This is a genomic window from Nonomuraea sp. NPDC049504 (assembly GCF_040676845.1).
GTDB lineage: Bacteria > Actinomycetota > Actinomycetes > Streptosporangiales > Streptosporangiaceae > Nonomuraea > Nonomuraea salmonea.
Genome location: NZ_JBFAPT010000006.1, coordinates 165,525 through 185,425, shown reverse-complemented (window position 1 = coordinate 185,425; position 19,901 = coordinate 165,525). Strand labels below are relative to the sequence as shown.

General features: G+C 73.1%; 20 protein-coding genes. 12 read left to right on the top strand and 8 right to left on the bottom strand.

What is annotated here, in order from left to right:
* Positions 1–69: 69 nt before the first annotated feature.
* A complete protein-coding gene (locus AB0K28_RS14405) occupies positions 70–198 on the top strand; it encodes a hypothetical protein (protein ID WP_364369310.1) in 129 nt (42 codons plus the stop codon).
* Between the two features lie 42 nt (positions 199–240).
* The gene (locus AB0K28_RS14400; RefSeq protein ID WP_364369307.1) at positions 241–4,041 is read left to right on the top strand and encodes a serine/threonine-protein kinase; all 3,801 of its coding nucleotides are present in this window, start codon (positions 241–243) and stop codon (positions 4,039–4,041) included.
* Between the two features lie 45 nt (positions 4,042–4,086).
* Here AB0K28_RS14400 and AB0K28_RS14395 read toward each other — a convergent pair whose 3' ends face one another.
* From AB0K28_RS14395 to AB0K28_RS14385, 3 genes are all read right to left on the bottom strand, one after another.
* Positions 4,087–4,722, bottom strand: coding sequence for a hypothetical protein (locus AB0K28_RS14395; RefSeq protein WP_364369304.1), 636 nt, complete (start codon positions 4,720–4,722; stop codon positions 4,087–4,089).
* Between the two features lie 83 nt (positions 4,723–4,805).
* Positions 4,806–6,092: an ArsB/NhaD family transporter gene (locus AB0K28_RS14390; protein WP_364369301.1), complete on the bottom strand. Its 1,287-nt coding sequence runs from the start codon at positions 6,090–6,092 to the stop codon at positions 4,806–4,808.
* A gap of 222 nt (positions 6,093–6,314) precedes the next feature.
* Positions 6,315–6,770, bottom strand: coding sequence for a CBS domain-containing protein (locus AB0K28_RS14385; protein ID WP_364369298.1), 456 nt, complete (start codon positions 6,768–6,770; stop codon positions 6,315–6,317).
* A 171-nt stretch (positions 6,771–6,941) separates the two neighbouring features.
* On the opposite strand from AB0K28_RS14385, the gene AB0K28_RS14380 reads away from it, so the two are divergent.
* Both AB0K28_RS14380 and AB0K28_RS14375 read left to right on the top strand, forming a co-directional pair.
* Positions 6,942–7,964, top strand: a complete 1,023-nt coding sequence (locus AB0K28_RS14380; protein WP_345399929.1) for a histidine kinase — start codon at positions 6,942–6,944, stop codon at positions 7,962–7,964.
* Positions 7,961–8,611: a response regulator transcription factor gene (locus AB0K28_RS14375; protein ID WP_364369294.1), complete on the top strand. Its 651-nt coding sequence runs from the start codon at positions 7,961–7,963 to the stop codon at positions 8,609–8,611. Before AB0K28_RS14380 ends, AB0K28_RS14375 begins: the two co-directional genes overlap by 4 nt.
* A 98-nt stretch (positions 8,612–8,709) precedes the next feature.
* Here AB0K28_RS14375 and AB0K28_RS14370 read toward each other — a convergent pair whose 3' ends face one another.
* Positions 8,710–9,822 (bottom strand): FAD-dependent oxidoreductase, encoded by a 1,113-nt coding sequence (locus tag AB0K28_RS14370; protein WP_364369291.1) that lies wholly within the window; start codon positions 9,820–9,822, stop codon positions 8,710–8,712.
* A gap of 92 nt (positions 9,823–9,914) precedes the next feature.
* Here AB0K28_RS14370 and AB0K28_RS14365 point away from each other — a divergent pair, with 92 nt between their 5' ends.
* Positions 9,915–10,259 (top strand): helix-turn-helix domain-containing protein, encoded by a 345-nt coding sequence (locus tag AB0K28_RS14365; protein WP_364369288.1) that lies wholly within the window; start codon positions 9,915–9,917, stop codon positions 10,257–10,259.
* A 137-nt stretch (positions 10,260–10,396) separates the two neighbouring features.
* Positions 10,397–10,930, top strand: a complete 534-nt coding sequence (locus AB0K28_RS14360; RefSeq protein ID WP_345399917.1) for a hypothetical protein — start codon at positions 10,397–10,399, stop codon at positions 10,928–10,930.
* Between the two features lie 12 nt (positions 10,931–10,942).
* On the opposite strand, the gene AB0K28_RS14355 is transcribed toward AB0K28_RS14360, so the two are convergent.
* Positions 10,943–11,824, bottom strand: a complete 882-nt coding sequence (locus AB0K28_RS14355; protein ID WP_364369285.1) for a MurR/RpiR family transcriptional regulator — start codon at positions 11,822–11,824, stop codon at positions 10,943–10,945.
* 169 nt (positions 11,825–11,993) lie between these two features.
* Between AB0K28_RS14355 and AB0K28_RS14350 the strand changes: the two genes are divergently transcribed.
* From AB0K28_RS14350 to AB0K28_RS14330, 5 genes are all read left to right on the top strand, one after another.
* Positions 11,994–13,430: an MFS transporter gene (locus AB0K28_RS14350; RefSeq protein WP_364369282.1), complete on the top strand. Its 1,437-nt coding sequence runs from the start codon at positions 11,994–11,996 to the stop codon at positions 13,428–13,430.
* A complete protein-coding gene (locus AB0K28_RS14345; protein WP_355418923.1) occupies positions 13,427–13,849 on the top strand; it encodes a GAF domain-containing protein in 423 nt (140 codons plus the stop codon). Before AB0K28_RS14350 ends, AB0K28_RS14345 begins: the two co-directional genes overlap by 4 nt.
* Positions 13,846–15,051 (top strand): amidohydrolase family protein, encoded by a 1,206-nt coding sequence (locus tag AB0K28_RS14340; RefSeq protein WP_364369279.1) that lies wholly within the window; start codon positions 13,846–13,848, stop codon positions 15,049–15,051. Before AB0K28_RS14345 ends, AB0K28_RS14340 begins: the two co-directional genes overlap by 4 nt.
* 86 nt (positions 15,052–15,137) lie before the next feature.
* On the top strand, positions 15,138–15,926 hold the full coding sequence (locus tag AB0K28_RS14335) for an alpha/beta fold hydrolase (protein ID WP_364369276.1): 789 nt from the start codon (positions 15,138–15,140) through the stop codon (positions 15,924–15,926).
* A gap of 57 nt (positions 15,927–15,983) precedes the next feature.
* Positions 15,984–16,589, top strand: a complete 606-nt coding sequence (locus tag AB0K28_RS14330) for a hypothetical protein (RefSeq protein WP_364369273.1) — start codon at positions 15,984–15,986, stop codon at positions 16,587–16,589.
* 41 nt (positions 16,590–16,630) lie between these two features.
* Here AB0K28_RS14330 and AB0K28_RS14325 read toward each other — a convergent pair whose 3' ends face one another.
* Genes AB0K28_RS14325 through AB0K28_RS14315 form a run of 3 tightly spaced genes read right to left on the bottom strand, consistent with a single transcriptional unit; the run spans position 16,631 to position 18,671 of the window.
* The gene (locus AB0K28_RS14325; protein ID WP_364369270.1) at positions 16,631–17,293 is read right to left on the bottom strand and encodes a GntR family transcriptional regulator; all 663 of its coding nucleotides are present in this window, start codon (positions 17,291–17,293) and stop codon (positions 16,631–16,633) included.
* Positions 17,290–18,411, bottom strand: a complete 1,122-nt coding sequence (locus AB0K28_RS14320) for a CoA transferase (protein WP_364369267.1) — start codon at positions 18,409–18,411, stop codon at positions 17,290–17,292. Before AB0K28_RS14320 ends, AB0K28_RS14325 begins: the two co-directional genes overlap by 4 nt.
* Entirely contained in the window at positions 18,408–18,671 is a 264-nt protein-coding gene (locus tag AB0K28_RS14315) for a hypothetical protein (RefSeq protein ID WP_364369264.1), read from the bottom strand. The genes AB0K28_RS14320 and AB0K28_RS14315 overlap by 4 nt, the downstream gene beginning before the upstream one ends.
* 64 nt (positions 18,672–18,735) lie before the next feature.
* On the opposite strand from AB0K28_RS14315, the gene AB0K28_RS14310 reads away from it, so the two are divergent.
* On the top strand, positions 18,736–19,899 hold the full coding sequence (locus tag AB0K28_RS14310) for an acyl-CoA dehydrogenase family protein (RefSeq protein ID WP_364369261.1): 1,164 nt from the start codon (positions 18,736–18,738) through the stop codon (positions 19,897–19,899).
* The last annotated feature ends 2 nt before the right edge of the window (positions 19,900–19,901 follow it).

The window sequence follows — 19,901 nt, the reverse complement described above, 5'->3', positions numbered from 1 at the left end:
CGATGGCTGAGATACCCGACACGGTCGTGCTCGAAGAGCGGGCCGAGCTGGCGATGAACGCCGTGACCGGTGCTGCCCGGCGCCGGCGGCATCGAGATCACCCGCCTGCCGCCCGGGACCGTGACCGAGGCCGACGTGGTGACCGACGTGACCGGGTTCGAGCTGCGTAACGTCCGGGTCAACGGACACAGGGTGTGACCTTTACCCAACCTCTGCGTCACCACCGCCGTCCAACCAGGCATGAGCAGTCCACTGATCGACGGGGACCCGCAGCGGCTCGGCGGCTACTGGCTGGCCGGCCGGCTCGGCGAGGGCGGCCAGGGAGTCGTCTACGAGGGCTATGACCAGGACGGCACGCGGGTCGCCGTCAAGGTGCTGCGCGGCGACCCGGCCGGGGCGCCGCGGCTGCGCGAGCGGCTGGCCAAGGAGGCCGCCGCAGCGCAGCGGGTCGCGCCGTTCTGCACCGCCCGGGTGCTGGACGCCGACCTCGACGGGCCCAGGCCGTACATCGTCAGCGCGTACGTCGAGGGGCCCAGCCTGCGGGATGCCGGGCGTACGTTCGGCGGCGACGACCTGCACCGCCTGGCCACCGCGATCGCCACGGCGCTCACCGCGGTGCACGACGCCGGTGTCGTGCACCGCGACCTCAAGCCGGGCAACGTGCTGCTCGGGCCCGACGGGCCGCGGGTCATCGACTTCGGTGTGGCCCGTACGCGGGAGATGACGCTCAGCTCCACCGGCGACGTGACCGGCACGCCCGGCTACCTCGCGCCCGAGATCATCTCGGGCGAGCGGGCCGGCCCCGCCGCCGACGTGTTCGCCTGGGGCGCCGTCGTCCTGTACGCCGCCACCGGCGAGGACCCGTTCACCGGCGACTCGCTCGGCACGATCATGCACCGCGTCCTCACCCACGACCCCGACCTGTCGGTCCTCCCGGCCTCCTTGCGCCGCCCGGTGGAGTCGGCCCTGGCCAAGGACGCGGCCCTGCGCCCAACCGCCCGCGACCTCCTCCTCTCCCTCCTGACCGGCACCGACCCCACCCCCCACCTCCTGGTGAGGACCACCACCGGCACGCCCGACACCGCCGGCCACCGCACGCAAGCCGTGGCCGCGGGCGGGCGCGACACCCGCGACACCACCAGGATCGGCCGCCGCACCAGCGGCACCGCCGGCGCCGGGCGTCGTGCCCGTGACGGCGCCGGCACGGCGGCTGCGACAGGCCGCGTGCGGGGGGCCGGCACGGAGGCGATCGACACGGCGCAGCTGCTCGCGCTCGGGGCCGGGGGCGGGGGCCGGGTGGGAGCGGCCTTCGCGGCCAAGGCCGATCCCGCGCTCGGGGCGATCGCCGAGGACGCCTACGCGGCGCTGCCGCCCGAGGACCGGCTCCTCGTGCCCGAGCTGTTCCTGCGGCTGGTGACGGTGACCGACGAGGGCGAGCTGGCGCTGCGCGAGCCCCGCAGGTCAGAGCTGCCCGCCGGGATGGAGCGGGTGCTGAGGGCGTTCACGTATCTGGTGTCCGGCGGCGACCCCGTACGCCTGCTGCGCCCCGCGCTCCCACTCGCCTGGCCCCGGCTGCGCGAGTGGATCGAGGCCGACCGCGACGGCCTGGCCGTGCACCGCCGCATCACCGTGGCGACCGGCCGCTGGCAGGAGCACGGCCGCAAGGACGCCGACCTGTTCCACGGCAGCACCCTGGACGACGCGCTGCGCTGGGTCGCCGCCGACCGCACGCATCTCACGCTCACCCCGGCGGAGCGCGACTTCCTGGCCTCCTCCGCCACCCTCACCCGCCGGCGCTCGCGCCACACGAGACTCCTCACGGTGGGCCTGGCGGCGCTGCTGGCCCTCGCCTTGGGAGCAGGCGGCCTGGCCTGGCGCCAGAGCGCCACCCTGGCCGGCCAGCGGGACGCCGCCGACTCGGCCCGGCTCGCCGCCGCCTCCCACGCCGCACGGGGCCGTGACCCGGTGCTCGGCATGCTGCTGGCCGCCGCATCCGGCAAGCTCTCACCGACTGCCGCAGCCAGATCAAGCCTCCTCGCCGCCGCAGCCGACCCGGCCGCCGGCTCCTTCCGCGACCCCGCCACGGGCCCCGACGCCGTCCGCACCCTGACCGGCGACGGCCGCTCCCTGGTCAGCGTCACGCCGGGCGGCGCGACGATCTGGGACATCGCCACCGGCCACCGCACAGCCGGCTTCACCGGCCCGGTCACCGGCTCTGTCACGGGCCCTGTCGCCGGCCCTGTCACCGCGCCCGCCACCACAGGTGGCACCGATCGGGGAGGCGCGGCCGGAGCCGGCAACCCGGCGGCCGCAGGAAGCACCGTCAAGGCCAGGAACACCGCCGGAGCCGGAGCCGGGAGGACCGCCAGAACCTCCACGGCGGCCACCCGCCCCACCTCACCTGACTCCGGAGCCGGAACCGGCGAGGGACGGTTGCGGGAGGTGGCGGTCAGCCGGGACGGGAAGGTGCTGGCCGTGGTCGATGACACCGGGGTCGGGCTTTGGGAGGTGGGCTCCGGGCAGCCCCTGGGGCAGCGGATACCCGCGCCCGCCGACGCGGACGTGTCGCTGGCGTTCGGTGAGGGCCGGCTGCTCGTCACGGTCGGGCAGACGACGCAGGTCCATGACTGGCGTACCGGGAAGACCACGCCGCTGCCCGGGTTGCGGCGGCCGGCCGTGCATCCTCGCGGTCGGTACGCGGTCTCCGGCCCCGATCTGTACCTGCTGCCGTCCGGGAAGCGCCGGCCCGGCTTCCCCGGTGTCTGCGCGGACTGTGACAGTGCCGCCGCCTTCAGCCCCGACGGCGCCCGGCTGGCGATCAGCGACGACGACGGCCTTACCGTGTACGACACCCGCACCCGCGAGGAGCTGGCCGTCCTGCACGGCTGGGAGGACCACGCGGTCCCCGTGTTCAGCCAGGACGGCGAGCTGGTCGCCGGCATCGGCGCGAAGATCACGGTGTGGCGGCCGGGCGCCGACGAGCCGCTGCTGCTGGAGCGCCGCCCGCGCGACCCGGTGACGGCCGCCGCGTTCGGCCCCGACGGCCTGCGCTACCTCAGCGACGACACCGTGGTGACGCTCGTGCCCGCCCCGCCGTCCGACGAGCCGATGGACACCGTACGGCTGAGCGGCGACGGCCGTACGGTCGCCATGCACGCGCTCGGCAGCACCGCGATCACCCTCAACGGCCGCCGCCGCGAGACCGGCGCCTTCGACGACTACGACAGCGAACTGGCGTTCAGCCCCGACAACCGGCTGCTGGCCGTCCGGCGCGGCGACCATGTCACGGTCCGCGACGTCGCCTCCTGGCGGGAGCTGGCCGCGCTCACCCCGAGATTCGCCGCCGAGAGCGAGTCGAAGACGGTCCTGCCCACCTCGAAGGGCCTGTGGACGGCCGGCGAGCGGACGTTCACGCTGTGGGGGCTCCCGGGCGGGCGGCGGCTGAAGCAGGTGCCCAGGCCGGAGCGGCTGCTCGGCTGGACGGCCACCGCCGACGGCCGGCTCGTCGGCCTCGACACGGTCCGTCGGCGGCTGGTGGACCTGGAGACGGACACGCCGTTCGGCGCCCGGCTGCCGCTGCCCGCGCGGGCCGACGGCGTGTGGTTCGGCACCGGCCTCGACCTGGTGGCGGTGAACTTCGCCGGCAAGGTCGGCGTCTGGGACACCGCGACGGGCGCGCAGATGGGCGGCTGGATGCGGGTGGAGGGCGCGCCATGGGACGCGGCGCTCTCGCCGGACGGGCGGCTGTTCGCCTACGCCTCCCAGGACAACACGCTCAGTCTGTGGGACGTCCGCCAGGGGCGGCGGATCGGCCCGCCGGTCGGGCTCACCGGCAGCGCCCGCTCGGTCGCCTTCACCGCCGGCTCGGCCGAGGTGCTGGCCGTCGGCAGAGGCGGCCGCCTGACCCGCCTGCCGACCACGGTCGAGGCCCTGACCGAGACCGTCTGCATCCGGGCCGGCCGCACCCTGACGGCCGCCGAGTGGCACCGCCACCTGCCGGAGCGCGCGTACGAACCGGTCTGCCCGCTCCCCGCCCGCTGACCCGCGCGTACGAACCGGTCCGCCCGCCGCCCGCAGACCCGCGCGTCAGACCCGGGTCGGGGTGGCGGCGGGGAGACCGTCGCCGGACGGCCCCCGGCCCAGGAGCAGCGTCCCGAGCCACATGACCGCCATGCCGACGGCGGCCAGCGCCGTCGCCTTGCCCTCCTGGAGGGTGGCGGCGCCCAGCAGGACCACCCCGCCGGCGGTGACGGCGGCGCTGACCGGGGTGACGCGGCGCAGCACCGCGAGCACGGCCGCCAGCGCGAGCACCGCGCCGAAGAACAGCTGCGCCCCCGGCGTGTAGACGACCAGCTCGATCCCCGGATAGCCGCGCGCCTGCGTCAGCAGCGCCCGCAGCCCGGCCCCGTCGGACGCGACGAACCCGGCGTGCAGGTCGATGACGAGCTGCGTCAGGTTGGCCGCCACGCCGAACAGCGCGACCCCGGTCGCCGCCTCGACCACGACCCGGCGGCCGCCGGAGACCGGCTGGGCGAGACCCCGCATGGCCAGCGTCATCAGCCCGAACATCAGGAAGCCGCCGAACCAGGCGAGGTGTGCCGCCGTCCACCACAGCCCCGGCTGCATGTCGCCGTGAACGGGACGCAGGAGGAACCAGCCGGCGAGCAGGGCGGCGGGGCCGGCGGTGAAGGAGATCTGGGCCAGGCGGCTTGCGGGGTTCATAAGGGCCACAATGCCCGCTGCCGCCCGGCCGGATCATCGGTGATCGCCCCTGATTCATCCCTGAGGACACCAGGGGCGCCGGGTCAGGTGAAGTAGCGCAGCCAGACGTACAGCCAGGCCAGCACGGTGCTCAGCACGGTGACGACGATGCCGTACCGGGTGAACTGCCAGAAGGTGATCTTGTGGCCGTTGCGCGCGGCGATGCCGAGAGCGACCACGTTGGGGCTGGCCGCGACCGCGGTGCCGTTGCCGCCGAAGTCGGCGCCGAGCGCGAAGGCCCACCACAGCGCCTGACCGGCCTGCGGGTCGGCCGCGGCGTCGACGACGCCTTCGACGATGGGGGCGGTCGTGGCGACGTACGGGATGTTGTCGAAGAACGCGCCCAGCGCACTGGAGCCGAACAGCAGCGCCGTCGCGGCGACCAGGTAGTTGTCGCCCAGGGCGTCCAGCGCCCAGGTGCCGATGGCCGCGATCACGCCGGTGTGCACGAGCCCCGCCACCATGACGAAGAGCCCGGCGAAGAACACCAGCGTCGGCCACTCGACCTCGCGCAGCACCTCGTCGACGTTCGCGCGGGAGACCAGCAGCATCACGCCGGCGCCGACGAGCGCCACGATCGACGGATCGACGTGCACCACCGCGTGCAGCCCGAACCCCGTCACCACCGCGGCCAGCACGATCAGGCAGCGCACCAGCAGCCGCATGTCGGTGATCGCCCGCCGCTCCTGCAGCGCCATCACCTCGGCGACGTGCTCGGCGTTGTACTGGAACGCCTTACGGAACAGCACCCGCGTGAACAGCACGAACACCGCGAAGATGACCACCACGATCGGCGCCATGTGCACGAGGAAGTCGTTGAACGTCAGCCCCGCACGGCTGCCGATGATGATGTTGGGCGGGTCGCCGATGAGCGTGGCCGCGCCGCCGATGTTGGACGCCAGCACCTCGGCGATCAGGTACGGCTGCGCCGCGATCCGCAGCCGGTTGCACACCACGATCGTGACCGGCGCCACCAGCATGATGGTGGTGACGTTGTCGAGGAACGGCGAGGCGACGGCGGTGATGCCCATGAGCATCACCATCAGCCGGTACGGCCGCCCTTTCGAGCGTTTGGCCGCCCAGATGGCCAGGTAATCGAAGACGCCCGTCTGCTTGATGATGCCGACGATGATCATCATCCCGAGCAGCAGGAAGATGACGTTCCAGTCGATGCCCTCGTGCTCGGAGAAGAACACCTCGGCGCCGGGGATCAGGCCGAGTACGGCCATCAGACCCGCGGCGATGAGTACGACTTTGACCTTGTTGGCCTTCTCCGTGGCGATGAAGAAGAACGCCACGATGAAGATGGCCAGTGCGAGTATCGCGCTCATCCGTTCCGCCCCGGCGGGCCGGCCTGCCCGTCGGCGGAGAGCCCGCGTTCAACGGGCACGTGACGACACAGCAGACGTCCGGGGCATGACGGCAGCGCAAAGTGAAGGGCGAACACGGCGATGACCTTTCGCGATAGTGAAGCCGCCGCGGCGGTGCCGGCGGCCCGCGCCCGAAAGGTCGGGGCGTGGCCGCGCGGCACACGCCCGGCGGGCCTGGTTCTGTCAGTCGTCGGGGGCCAGGGCCAGACTGGTGAGCAGCCGTTCGAGGGTGATGGCTCCGGCGAGCACGCCGTCGCGGCCGACGACGGCGACGATCGGGCTGCGCAGCCGCGCCATCAGCGCGGCCACCTCCAGCAGCGTCGCCTCCATGCGGACGGTCGCCGGGGTGACCGGGTGCCGGGGCAGGCAGTCACCGACCGTCCGCTCGCCCAGTTCCCCCCAGAACACGTCGGCGTGGGCCTCGTCGATCGTCCGGCACAGCGCCGGGTCCTCCTGGTACGCGCCTGGCACCGCCAGCCGTAGCACCTGCGTCCCCGGCAGGACGCTGGCGGGCCGCCCCTGTCCGTCCACCACGATCAGGCCGGGCATGCGGCCCAGGGCCATGAGGCGGACCGCCTTGGTGACGGGGTCGTCGGCGGTGACGGTCGGCAAACTTACGGCGATGTCGCTGGCATGCATGGCATCCGCTATCTCTCCAATCCGGCTCTGCTCAAGTCTCGCGGCAGAGAGGGGTCGCGAACCATCGGGTCCGTCACCCATCTCCGTGGGGATACAACATGTAGGCGTGGGCACGGGATGAGAGTCAGCCCGGATGGACAACGACGCCCTCGGACGAAGAGGCTGATAACCATGGACGACCGCGTGGCCGGCGGGGCGGCGCAGCGGGCGGTGCACCTGCCGCGCACTCCGGCTCAGGCGCTGTTCCGGCGGCTGGTGCTGATCAACGGGCTGGTCTTCACGATAGGCACGCTGGTGCTGGCGTTCTCCCCCGCCACCATTTCCGCACCGATCGTGCTGGCCGAGGTGCCGGTGCTGCTGATCGGGCTGGCCGTGATGCTGGGGGCGAACGCGCTGCTGCTGCGCCGCAGCCTGGCGCCGCTCGACGCGCTGACGGCCCTCATGCAGCGGGTCGACCTGCTGCGCACCGGTGACCGCCTGTCCGACGGAGGCAACAGCGACCTGACGCACCTGATCGGGACGTTCAACTCGATGCTCGACCGGCTGGAGGCCGAGCGCAGCGCGAGCAGCGGCCACGCCCTCGCGGCGCAGGAGGGCGAGCGGCGGCGCATCGCCCGCGAGCTGCACGACGAGATCGGCCAGAGCCTGACCGTGGTGCTGCTCGGGCTGAAGCGGGTGGTGGACCGCGCGCCCGACGATCTGCGGGAGGAGCTGCACGGCGTGCAGGAGATCGTCCGCGCGAGCCTCGACGAGGTCCGCCAGGTCGCCCGCCGGCTGCGGCCCGGCGTCCTGGAGGACCTCGGTCTGCACAGCGCGCTCAACGCCCTCGCCGCGGACGTGTCGCAGATGAGCGGCGTGAAGGTGCTGCGCTCCGTCCAGCCCGACCTGCCGCCGCTCGGCTCCGACGTCGAGCTGGTGCTGTACCGGATCGCGCAGGAGAGCCTGACCAACATCGCCAGGCACGCCCACGCCGAGCACGCCGAGGTGTCGCTGCAGGCCGAGGACGGCCGGCTCGTGCTGCGGATCGCCGACGACGGGCAGGGCGGCGCGCGCCAGGACGGCGCCGGGATCCGCGGCATGCGCGAACGCGCCCTGCTGATCGGCGCCCGGCTGAGCGTCGACTCCCCGCCAGGCGTGGGCACGTGCGTGCGCCTGGACATCCCGGATCCCGCGAATCGGAGCGCAACCTCGTGAACAAGACCCGGATCCTGCTGGCCGACGACCACGCCCTCGTACGGCGGGGGCTGCGCCTGATCCTCGACGCCGAGCCCGACCTCGAGGTGGTCGCCGAGGCCGCCGACGGCGCCGAGGCGGTGGCGGCGGCCGACGAGACCGAGGTGGACCTCGCCATCCTCGACATCGCGATGCCCCGCATGACCGGGCTGCAGGCGGCCAGGGAGATCTCCCGCCGGGCGCCCGGCATCCGCATCCTGATCCTGTCGATGTACGACAACGAGCAGTACTTCTTCGAGTCGCTCAAGGTCGGGGCGTCCGGCTACGTGCTCAAGTCGGTCGCCGACCAGGACCTGCTGGAGGCGTGCCGGGCCACCATGCGGGGCGAGCCGTTCCTCTACCCGGGGGCGATCACCGCGCTCATCCGCGACTACCTGCAGCGCGACCGGGAGGGCGAGCGCATTCCCGAGAGCATCCTGACGCCGCGGGAGGAGGAGATCGTCAAGCTGATCGCGGAGGGCAACTCCGCCAAGGAGATCGCGGAGACGCTGGTCATCAGCGTGAAGACGGTCGATCGGCACCGGGCGAACATCCTGCAGAAGCTCGGCATGCGCGACCGCCTCGAACTCACCCGCTACGCCATCCGCGCCGGCCTCGTCGAACCCTGACCGGCGGTCCCGCGCGGGCCTGCCGGACCCCTGCCGGGCGGCTGACGGGCGGCTGCCGGGCGGCTGCCGGGCGGGCCGCGCTCCGGGCCCGAAGCGGGTCAGGCGGTCTTGTCCGGGACGTCGAAGGCGGCGCTCGCGTAGGTGGCGAGCATGTCGCGGCCCTTGATCTCGGCGGCGGCGTCCGCGCCGACGACGCCCTGGCCGGGCAGCTGGCCCGCGCCGCCCTCCGGGCCGAGGGGGACGACGATGACCGCCGGCTGCCGCTCGTACGGGACCGGCTCGCCCTCGCCGGTGATGATCGCGCGCAGGTTGGCGGCCAGCAGCTCGCCCTGCCGCGCCGCGAGCCCGGCCATGTCGCGGTCGGCGTCGGCGATGTCGCCGATCGCGAACACCCGCTCCTGCCCGCGCACCCGCAGCAGCTCGTCCACCTGGACGTAGCCGCGCTCGTCGAGCGCGCCGGCCAGCTCGCCGCGCAGGTAACCGGTCCGCAGCCGCACCCCGAAGCAGCGGAACCACATGTCGGCGACCAGCTTGTCCCCCGACTCGGTGGCGATCGCGATGGGCGCCACGGTGGCGGGCTCGGCGGCCGGCAGCTCCCGCAGCGCGCTGCCGAGCTTGAGCTCGACGCCGATCTCGGCGAGCTGGCGGCGCAGCTCGTCCCGCAGCGACGGCTCGAACGGGCCGGGCAGGATGTCGTCGGACACGTCGGCCAGCGTGACGTGCTTGCCGGGGAAGGCCGCCTTGATCTCCCCCGCCAGTTCGAGGCCCACGGGCCCGGCGCCGACGAGCAGCACCCGTCCCGCCTCCCTGAGCGCGTCGTGCGCGGCGCGCACCTGGGCCTTGGCGGCGTCCGCGTCCGGGGTGTCGATCTTGGCGGGGAACGCGTACGCCGACCCTGTGGCCAGCACCACGTAGTCGGGTTCCAGCGTGGTCCCCGACGCCAGCGTCACGCGGCGGCCGTCCACGGCCACCGCGCTGTCACGCAGGAACCGGCCGTGCTCCAGCAGCCGCCGGTAGGGCAGGAAGATCCGGTCGAGCCACTCGGGCTCCACCAGCGCCCGCCAGGCGGCCAGGTTGTGCACGAAGGCGTCGGACGGATCCACGAGCGTCACGTCGGCGACGTCGTCGAGCAGCTTGGCCACCTTGTGGCCGCCGTAGCCGCCACCGAGCACCACGACGGACGGGCGGGTGCCCGTGGGGTTCTCACTCATCACGCATCTCCTGGCTAGGTATCGAGAGGCGGCTACGTTATACATACTTACTACGAAAATCAAAGTGGCAGTTTTTCTGCTAGTTTGGAGGCATGCCGGCACCGACACCCCACACCGTGGCAGCCTGCATGCGCCGCGACGAGGCGCTGACCCGCGCGTTCACCCTGCTCGGCAAGCGCTGGGTCGGCGTCGTGCTGGCGAGCCTGCGCATGGGGCCCGCCGGGTTCCGCGAGCTGTCGCGGGCCATCGAAGGAGTCAGCGACTCCGTGCTGTCCGACCGGCTGTCCGCGCTGACCAAAGAAGGGCTGATCGTCCGCAAGGTCGACGAGGGCCCGCCGGTCGCGGTGTCGTACGAGCTGACCGAGGCCGGTCAGGCGCTCATGCCGGCCCTGGAGCAGATCTCCCAGTGGGCCCACGAGCACCTGCCGCCCCGCTGACCACGTGCGGGCGGACTCCTAAGGTCGTCCAGCGAATCGCCCATCGCGTTACCAACCGCCCTTGATCGCCCGGTATGGGGTGTTACGTTGAAGGAGCAGGCGGTGCCCCACACACCCGGCGAAGGACGTGGTCTTCCGTGCTCTACCTCTTCGGCTTCGATCGCATCGGCGTGGCCGTCAGCGACATCTTCTTCGTCGATCCCCACCCCATGAAGGGGCAGGAGGGGGCCGAGCGCGGCGTGCGGCTCGAGCTGCGCCGGCTGGAGACGGGTGAGCTGAAGGGGTCGATCTACTCGGCCCGGCCGATCACCGTCGACCGGCCGATCTGGCGGGTGGACCTGCTGGAGTCGGTCTCGGGGAAGCCGGGCAGCTTCGATCGCACGCATCACCATCCCGGCGTGGACGGCTGGGAGCCGGGGCAGCGGGTGTTCGACAAAGGGCTGTCGCAGGAGCCGCTGAAGTGGCTGCTGCTGCGGCTGTCGGACCTCGAAGACGTGCTGGACAAGGCCGGCGAGCCTCGGGACACGGTGTCGGAGGCCGATGTGGTGGGGCTGCGCGATCGGGCGCCGGAGATCGTGGAGACGGTGGCGCGGCTGCTCGACGTCACCCGGTCCGCGCCCGTGCCCGAAGGTGCCGAGGTGGCCACCAGCGTGCGGGCCAGCTGGTTGTGACCCGCCCGTAGGTCAGCGGTCCCCCGAGGGGGTGCTGGGGCGGCGGTGGAGGAGGGAGAACTTCGCCCACATGGCCTCCGCCGCCTCGATGGAGGCCCCCGTACGCGTCGGGTCCACGGCGGCGAGCTGGGTGACCAGGGCCTGGGCGACGGCGATGCCGGCCGTCAGCGAAGGGAAGAACGCCTCGCCCTCCGCCGGCACCATGACGACCTCCTCTGCGGCCCCGGCCAGGGCGGGGCTGGCGGCGTCGGTGACGGCGAAGACGCGGACGCCGCGCGCCCGGGCCTCGTTGGCGGCGAGGACGGTGCTCTCGTACAGGCGCCAGAAGCTGATCGCGATCAGGACGTCGCCCGCGGCGCTGGCAGCCATGGTGTTGGCGAGCTCCGCGTCTCCCCCGGTGACGGCGGTGACCGGGTAGCCGGCCAGGCGGGCGTTGTGGGCGAGGGCGATGCCGACGGCGGCGTAACTGCCGTCGGCGACGATCACCGTACGCCGGGCCGCCGCCACGGCCTCGGCGATGGTCACCAGCACGCGCTCGTCGAGGCGGCGGTTGAGCAATGCCAGGCTGTCGAGGTCGCGGCGCAGCGAACGGGCGCTGGGCGAGCCGCTGCCGCGGTGCTCGGCGGCGACCTGGCCGGCGCTGAGCGAGGACAGGTAGCGGGCGCGCAACTCCTGCTGGAGCGCGGGCCAGCCGGCGAAGCCGAGGGCCTGCGCCGTACGGGTGACGGTCGCCACGTTGACCCCGGCGAGCTGGGCCAGCTCCTGCGCCGACCCGAACGAGGCCCGGCGCGGCTGGGAGAGCAGCACTTCGAGCAGGGCGGCCGACTTGCCGCGCAGCCCGCGCGCCGGCAGCCGGTCGCGCAGCCATTCCTCGAAGCTGTCGGTGCCCGTCATCCCTCTCCTCGCCCGGCTCCTTGAGGCCCTTCTCGGGCATCCGGCGGGAGACATGGTACGTGCTCCAGCGGGGCCAGACTTGCAAAGAATATTGCAATTTTAGCGAAACGCACTATATGTTGCTTCGCATTCGACCTGCAGGGCCAAGACCTGGGGAAAGGTGTGTTCGATGACCTTGTTGGCCCGTCTGGACCGGCTCCCGCTGAGCCGTCCCCACTACCTCCTCCTCCTGATCGGCGGCCTCGGCTACACCTTCGACGGCATGGACTCCGCCGTCGTCGCGTTCCTGCTGCCGAGCGCCCAGGAAGCCTGGGGCCTGTCGAACGGCCAGCTCGGCATCATCGGGTCGGCGACGCCGTTCGGGTTCCTGTTCGGCGCGACGGCGGCCGGGCTGCTGGGCGACCGGATCGGGCGCAAGAAGGTCATGATGTACGCGCTCGCCTTCTACGCCGTCTTCTCGGTGATCGCCGCGTTCGCCCCCAACTATGAGATCTTCCTGGGCGCCCGCGTGCTGGCCGGCGCCGGCGCCGGCGCCGAGAGCGCGATCATCGCGCCGTTCCTGTCGGAGTTCGTGCCGGCCAAGCGGCGCGGCTGGTTCGTCGGGGCGCTGTCCGGGTTCTTCTCGTTCGGCTTCGTGGCGGCGGCGCTGATCGGCCGGTTCGTGGTGCCGACGTTCGACGAGGGCTGGCGGATCGCGCAAGTCGTCACCGCGCTGCCCATCCTCATGCTGCTGTGGTGGCGCCGCTCGCTGCCCGAGTCGCCGAGATACCTGCTCCAGCAGGGCCGTACGGGCGAGGCTGAGCAGGTGGTCGCCGACCTGGAGCGCCGCGTCGAACGCGCCACCGGAGCGCCGCTCCCGCCGGTGCCCGAGGCCGCGACCGCGCCGGCCGCGGAGACCCCCAAGGTGAACCTGCTCAGCGCCCTGCGCTTCCTGTGGAGCAGGGCCATGGCCAGGCGCACGGCGGTCATCTGGCTGATCTGGTTCGTGATCACGTTCTCGTACTACGGGTTCTTCTCCTGGATCCCCACGCTGCTCGTGCAGCGCGGCATCACCGTCACCAAGAGCTTCGAGTTCTCGATCATCATCTACCTGGCGCAGATCCCCGGCTACTTCTCCGCGGCCTGGCTGTCGGAGCGGCTCGACCGCAAGAACACCATCGCCATCTACCTCGCGGGCTCGGCGGTCAGCGCGTTCTGGCTGTCGCAGATGGACTCGCCCGTCACGATCACGCTCGCGGGCGCGGTGCTGTCGTTCTTCCTGAACGGCACGTACGCCGGCGTCTACTCCTACACCCCTGAGGTCTTCCCGACCTGGATCCGCGCGACCGGCACCGGCCTGTCCAGCGCGTTCGGCCGGGTCGGCAGCATCATGGCCCCGGCGATCATCGGCTGGTCGGCCGCGAGCCTCGGCTTCGCCGGCGTGTTCGGGCTGACCACGGCGGTGCTGGCGGCCGGCGTGATCTGCGTGATGGTGTTCGGCCTGGCCACCGCGGGCCGATCGCTGGAAGAGCTGACCGAATCCACCACCACCGGATCCACCACCACCGGATCGACCACCACCGGATCGACCACCACCGGATCGACCACAGAGGAGGCGACCAAGTGAACGACCTGGACGAGCTGGAGCGGCGGGTCCGCGAGGAGGTGGGCGTGCGGCTGTTCACCGTCCTCGCCTGGGTGCCGGAACGCCGGGCCCTGCGCCGCGTGCACAGCAGCCACCCGGCCGAGTACCCCGTGGGCGGCGAGAAGACCGTCGAGGTGGCCCAGCAGTGGCTGAGCACCTGCATCGAGGGGCGCGAGCCGTACTTCGGCCGCGACAAGGCCGCCGTACGGGAGATCTTCGCCGACCACGAGCTGATCGAGAGCCTCGGCTGCGGCTCGATCATCAACGTGCCCGTGCTCGGCCGGGACGGCGAGGTCGCCGGCGTGCTCAACATCCTCGACGCCGAGGGCGCCTACGACGACGCATCGGTGGCCGCCGCCCAGGCGATCGCCAAGGAGTTCACGTTCGGCGGTGCCGCATGAGCCTGCTGCTGCGCAACGCGCTGCTGCTCGACGTCGGGACCGGCGAGTACGCCGAGGCCGACCTGCGCTGCGCCGACGGCCGGATCGCCGAGACCGGGCGCGGGCTCGGCGCGCCCGACGGCACGCGGGTGATCGACGTGGCCGGCGCGCGGGTCGTGCCCGGCCTGATCGACGCGCACGTGCACGTCACCGCCTCCAGCGCGGATCTCGGCTCGCTGCGCTCGATGCCCCCGTCGTACGTCACCGCGCACACCGCCCGCATCATGGGCGACATGCTGAGCCGCGGCTTCACCACCGTGCGCGACGCGTCCGGCGCCGACTTCGGCCTGGCCGACGCGCAGGCAGAGGGGCTCATCCGGGGGCCTCGGCTGCTGTTCTGCGGCAAAGGGCTGAGCCAGACCGGCGGCCACGCCGACTTCCGGGGCCGGGGCGAGCACCTCACCGACGACCACCCGTGCTGCGCCGGCGTCGGGCGGGTGGCCGACGGGGTGGACGCCGTGCGTGCCGCCGCCCGCGACGAGCTGCGCAAGGGCGCCCACCACATCAAGGTGATGGCCTCGGGCGGCGTCGCCTCCCCCACCGACCGCATCGACTCGACCCAGTACTCCATGGACGAGCTGCGCGCCGCCGTCGAGGAGGCCGAGGCCGCCAACCGGTACGTCGCCGCCCACGCCTACACCGCCCGTGCCGTCAACCGGGCCCTTGAGGCCGGGGTGCGCTCCATCGAGCACGGCAACCTCATCGACGACTCCAGCGTGGAGCTGTTCCTGCGGCACGACGCCTTCCTCGTGCCGACGCTGGTGACGTACTGGGCGCTGAAGGAGGAGGGGCGCGACTTCGGGCTGCCGGCGAGCAGCTGGCGCAAGGTGGACGAGGTGCTCGAGGCGGGCATCGTCGCGCTCGATCGGGCCGCGCGGGGAGGTGTGCGGATGGCGTACGGGACGGACCTGCTCGGCGGCATGCACCGGCACCAGAACCAGGAGTTCCGGCTCCGGGCCGAGGTGCAGTCGCCCCTCGACGTGCTGCGCGCGGCCACCACGGGGGCGGCGGAGCTGGTCGGGCTGACCGGCGAGCTCGGCACGCTCGCGGTGGGCGCGCACGCCGACCTGGTGGTGCTCGACGGCGACCCGCTGGAGGACATCGGCGTGCTGGCCGACCCGAAGCACATCCGCCACGTCATCCAGTCGGGCACGGTCGTCTAGCCACTGAGCGCCCGCGACCGGTCCGAGACGTCCGGCCGCGCGTCGTGGGGGTGCGGGCCGACGGGCGGGTGCGTACCGTGAGGGGCGTGACGACGCTCCTGCGTGCCGCCCTGGTCGTCGCCGCGGTGGCGGTCCTGCTCCTCGCGCTGCTGTGGGTGTTCCAGCGGCGGCTGATCTACCTGCCCGACCGCGCCGCCCCGCCGCCGGCCGGGACGGTCGTGCCGGGGGCGCGTGACGTCACGTTCACCACCCGGGACGGGCTCGAACTCGCCGCCTGGCACGTGCCGGGCCGGCGTGACGTGACCGTTCTGGTGATGGGCGGCAACGCGGGCAACAGGCTGCACCGGGCGCCGCTGGCGAGCGCGCTGGCGGCGCACGGTCTCGGGGTGCTGCTCATGGACTACCGCGGCTACGGCGGCAACCCCGGCACCCCGGACGAGGAGGGCCTGCTCCGCGACGCGCTGGCGGCCCGCGACTGGCTGGGCGGACGCCGGGTGGTGTACTTCGGCGAGAGCCTGGGCGCGGCGGTCGCGACCCGCCTCGCCATAGAGCGCCCGCCGCACGGGCTGCTGCTGCGCTCGCCGTTCACCGACCTGGCGGCGGCCGGCCAGGTCAACTACCCCTTCCTCCCGGTACGCCCCCTCCTGCGAGACCGCTTCCCCGTCGCCGAGCAGATCCGCCGGGTCCGCGCACCGGTCGTCGTCGTGTACGGCACCGCCGACACGATCGTCCCCGCCCGCCTGAGCCGCACGGTCGCCGAGGCCGCCGGCGCCACGGTCGTGGAGATGGACGGGGCCGGCCACAACGACCTGGAGATGCTGAACGGCCCCGCCCTGATCAACGCCGTGCTCGATCTGGCGAGCCGGCCGGGCTAGAGCGGATGTATCCCCGGCGGCATCGTCAGGCCCCGCACGCCGCCGTACGATCCGCTGGTGACCGCCTTACGTCTGGCCGTGGCCGCGATGACCCCCGTCGACCGCGCCGATTACCTGGGATACACGCCCGACACCGAGAGCCGCAGGCTCATCGCGCACGGGCTGCCCAAGGAGCTGCCGGAGACACTCGGGGGCCGCCACCGCTTCACCCCGCTCTCCCTGCACGTCGGCGCCCGGCTGGCCGCGGCGGCCTTCGCCAGGCTCGACGGCGTCGGCCTGTTCTGGCTGGACGTGTGGCTGCTGTCGCCGCGCAGGGGCCGCTGGCAGCTGCGCACCGGCAGCACCACCCCGGCCGACCCGGGCGACGAGGAGGTGCTGCGCCCCCGCCCCGCGGCCGACGTGCTGCACGGGCACGCGCCCGCCGGTCGCGGCTCCCGGTTCAACGCCAGCCGGGTGCCCTGGCTGCGGCGGCCGTTCCGGTGGGCGGCGTACGGCATCCTGCGCCTGTCGGCCGAGGTCGGCAGCGTGCGGATCGACGCGCGCGACGTCGTGGTGCCCGAGCACGGGCTGCAGGCGCTGGCCTGGTGGCCCGCCCGCGAAGGCATGGAGGCGCTGCTGCTCGACCACAACGGCCGGCCACTGTCGTCGGTGGCCCTGCGCTGACCCTGCCCTTACCCCTGCTCCTACCCTGCTCTTACTGGGGGTCAGGTGCTAAGCAGGGGGGCGAGCGCGGCCACCGCGTGGCCGCGGTGCACGTCGAGGGTGGCCACGGCGTCGTCGGCGGAGCGGCGGCGCAGCGCGTCGAGGGTGGCGCGGTGCTCCTTGATCACGCGCTCGCGGTTACCCGCCTCGCCGTAGTACATCGACCGGTAGGCGTCGGTCGAGTCCCACAGCGTACGGATCAGCCGGGCCAGCCGCGGCATCCCGGCGCAGTCGAACAACGTCATGTGGAACACCCGGTTGGCGGCGGCCATGGCCGGCACGTCGCCCGCGGCGGCGGCCCGTTCGACGTCGTCCTGCGCGGCCTCCAGCCGGGCGAGGTCGGCGTCGGTGAGCCGGGCGACCGCCCGGCGCACGGCCTCCTCCTCCAGCAGCTCCCTGATCCGGTAGACCTCGCGCAGGTCGTCGAGGGAGAGCGTCTCGACGAAGTAGCCCCGGTGGGCCTCGTAGGTGACCAGCCCCTCGCCCTGCAGCGTCTTCAGCGCCTCGCGCAGCGGGACCCTGCTGACCTGGAGCTCCTCGGCGAGCGCGTCCTGCCGGATGGGGGCGCCGGGGCGCAGCCTGCCGGTGGTGATGGCCCGCCGCAGCTCGCCCAGCACGAACTGCTGGGCCGTGGGCGGCCTGCGTCGTGCCTGATCGGGACTCACCGCCCCAATATCTCACGAACCCACGCCTCGTCCTGCCCGAGCTCCGGCGGCCTGCGGCGATAGGCGGGCGGGGTGGCGCTGAGCCGCAGCGGGTTCGCGACCTGGCCCACGCCGTCGAGGTCCACGGCCGGGCCGAGGCCGAGATCCGCGGCGAGGGAGAAGGCGGCGGCCAGGTCGTTGATCGGGCCGCACGGCACGCCTGCCTCGGTCAGCCGGCCGAACCACTCGTCGGCCGTCCGCTCGGCGAGCGCCGCGTTCAGAGCGGCGACGAGCGGCTCGCGGGCGGCGACACGGCCGGCGTTGGTGGCGTAGCGCGGGTCGCCGGCGAGACCGGGCCGGTCCAGGGCGGCGCACAGGGCGCGGAACTGGCGGTCGTTGCCCGCCGCGATGACGATCGGGCGGTCGGCGGCCTGGAACACCTCGTACGGCACGATGCTCGGATGCCGGTTGCCCATGGCGCGCGGCACGACCCCGGCGGCGGCGTACGCGGAGGCGTGGTTCGTGAGCGCCGACAGCAGGGACGACAGCAGCGACACCTCGATGCGCTGCCCCTCGCCGGTCCTGTCGCGGTGGCGGAGCGCGGCGAGGATGCCGAGGCCGGCGTGCAGGCCGGTGATCACGTCCACCAGCGCCACGCCCGCCTTGGTGCCGGGGCCTTCCGGCTCGCCGGTGACGCTCATGAGCCCGCCGACGGCCTGCGCGATGAGGTCGTAGCCGGGCAGGCCGGCTCCGGCGCCGGAGCCGAAGCCGGTGATCGAGCAGTAGACCAGCCCCGGGTTCAGCTCGCGTAGCGTCTCGTAGCCGAGCCCGAGCCGGTCCATGGTGCCCGGCTTGAAGTTCTCCACCAGCACGTCGGCCCGCGCGGCGAGCGCCTTCGCGACCTCGGCGCCGGCCTTGAGGTCGAGGGCGATCGAGCGCTTGTTGCGGTTGACGCCCAGGAAGTACGTGGCCTCGCCGGCGGCGTACGGCGGTCCCCAGGCCCGCGTGTCGTCACCGGCGCCGGGCCGCTCGACCTTGATCACCTCGGCGCCCAGGTCGGCCAGCAGCATGGTGGCGTAGGGACCGGCCAGCACCCGGCTGAAGTCGGCGATCAGCAGGCCGGACAGCGCCCCGCTCATGCCGGCGCCCCGAGGTGGACGGTGACGGTACGGGGGGAGAAGTCCCTGGCGGCGCGGCCCTGCACGCCCACCTCCAGCCGGTCCACGTCGCGCAGCGCGGTGCCGAGGTCGCGGGCGGCGGCGACCGCCCGATCCACCTCGGGCACGGAGGCGAAGCGCCCGCGCGCCACCACCTCGGAGGGCCGTGCGGGGTCGGTGCCGGCGAACTCGGCGCCGTCCCCCTCGACCCGGCGGCCGGCGATGAGATGCAGAACGTCCATGGTCAACGCACCCTAACCATGCCATATTGGATTTTCAATATTGGATCCAAAATACGGAGAGGCCATGATCCCACCCACCGCCCTGTTCTCCCTGGACACCCTGCTGACCGAGGAGGAGCGCGAGATCAGGAGCACGGTCAGGCGCGTGTGCGACCGGGAGATCCGGCCGCACGTCGCGGGCTGGTTCGAGGCCGGCGAGCTGCCCGCCCGCGAGCTGGCCCGCACGCTCGGCTCGCTCGGCGTGCTCGGCATGCACCTCGACGGGTACGGCTGCGCCGGCATGGGCGCGGTCGCGTACGGCCTCGCCTGCCTGGAGCTGGAGGCCGCCGACTCCGGCCTGCGCAGCCTGGTCTCCGTGCAGGGCTCGCTCGCCATGTACGCCGTCTGGAAGTACGGCAGCGAGGAGCAGAAGCAGGAGTGGCTGCCCGCGATGGCGGCCGGAGAGCGCATCGGCTGCTTCGGCCTGACCGAGCCCGACTTCGGCTCCGACCCGGGAGGCATGCGCACCACGGCCAAGCGCGAGGGCGGCGACTGGGTGCTGAACGGCACCAAGATGTGGATCACCAACGGCTCGGTCGCCGACGTGGCGGTGGTCTGGGCCCGCACGGACGAGGGCGTGCGCGGCTTCCTGGTGCCGGCCGGCACGCCCGGCTTCACGGTCAACGAGATCAAGCACAAGATCTCACTGCGCGCGAGCGTGACCAGCGAGCTGGTGCTCGACGGCGTGCGCCTGCCCGCCGACGCGATGCTGCCCGGCGCGCGCGGCCTGTCCGGGCCGCTCGGCTGCCTGAACGAGGCCAGGTTCGGCATCGTGTTCGGGGCGATGGGGGCGGCGCTCGACTGCCTGGAGACGACGCTGTCGTACGTGGCCGACCGCGAGGTGTTCGCCAGGCCGCTGGCGTCGTACCAGCTGACCCAGGAGAAGCTCGCCGATATGGCGCTTGAGCTGGGCAAGGGGCTGCTCCTCGCGGTGCACCTCGGCCGGCTGAAGGAGGCCGGGACGCTCACCCCCGAGCAGGTGAGCACCGGCAAGCTGAACAACGTGCGCGAGGCCCTGGAGATCGCCAGGAAGTGCCGCACGCTGCTCGGCGCGAACGGCGTCACCCTCGAATACCCGGTGATCAGGCACGCGGTGAACCTGGAGTCGGTGCTGACCTACGAGGGCACCTCCGAGGTCCACCAGCTGGTCATCGGCAAGGCGCTGACCGGCATCGCCGCCTTCACGTAAGG

Excerpts from the sequence above, each read along its gene's own strand:
- AB0K28_RS14340 (WP_364369279.1), top strand. The coding sequence starts at position 13,846 with ATGAGCCTGCTGCTGCGCAACGCGCTGCTGCTCGACGTCGGGACCGGC.
- AB0K28_RS14310 (WP_364369261.1), top strand. The coding sequence starts at position 18,736 with ATGATCCCACCCACCGCCCTGTTCTCCCTGGACACCCTGCTGACCGAG.
- AB0K28_RS14370 (WP_364369291.1), bottom strand. The coding sequence starts at position 9,822 with ATGAGTGAGAACCCCACGGGCACCCGCCCGTCCGTCGTGGTGCTCGGT.
- AB0K28_RS14355 (WP_364369285.1), bottom strand. The coding sequence starts at position 11,824 with ATGACGGGCACCGACAGCTTCGAGGAATGGCTGCGCGACCGGCTGCCG.
- AB0K28_RS14365 (WP_364369288.1), top strand. The coding sequence starts at position 9,915 with ATGCCGGCACCGACACCCCACACCGTGGCAGCCTGCATGCGCCGCGAC.
- AB0K28_RS14400 (WP_364369307.1), top strand. The coding sequence starts at position 241 with ATGAGCAGTCCACTGATCGACGGGGACCCGCAGCGGCTCGGCGGCTAC.
- AB0K28_RS14320 (WP_364369267.1), bottom strand. The coding sequence starts at position 18,411 with ATGAGCGGGGCGCTGTCCGGCCTGCTGATCGCCGACTTCAGCCGGGTG.
- AB0K28_RS14385 (WP_364369298.1), bottom strand. The coding sequence starts at position 6,770 with ATGCATGCCAGCGACATCGCCGTAAGTTTGCCGACCGTCACCGCCGAC.
- AB0K28_RS14315 (WP_364369264.1), bottom strand. The coding sequence starts at position 18,671 with ATGGACGTTCTGCATCTCATCGCCGGCCGCCGGGTCGAGGGGGACGGC.
- AB0K28_RS14390 (WP_364369301.1), bottom strand. The coding sequence starts at position 6,092 with ATGAGCGCGATACTCGCACTGGCCATCTTCATCGTGGCGTTCTTCTTC.
- AB0K28_RS14395 (WP_364369304.1), bottom strand. The coding sequence starts at position 4,722 with ATGAACCCCGCAAGCCGCCTGGCCCAGATCTCCTTCACCGCCGGCCCC.
- AB0K28_RS14380 (WP_345399929.1), top strand. The coding sequence starts at position 6,942 with ATGGACGACCGCGTGGCCGGCGGGGCGGCGCAGCGGGCGGTGCACCTG.
- AB0K28_RS14350 (WP_364369282.1), top strand. The coding sequence starts at position 11,994 with ATGACCTTGTTGGCCCGTCTGGACCGGCTCCCGCTGAGCCGTCCCCAC.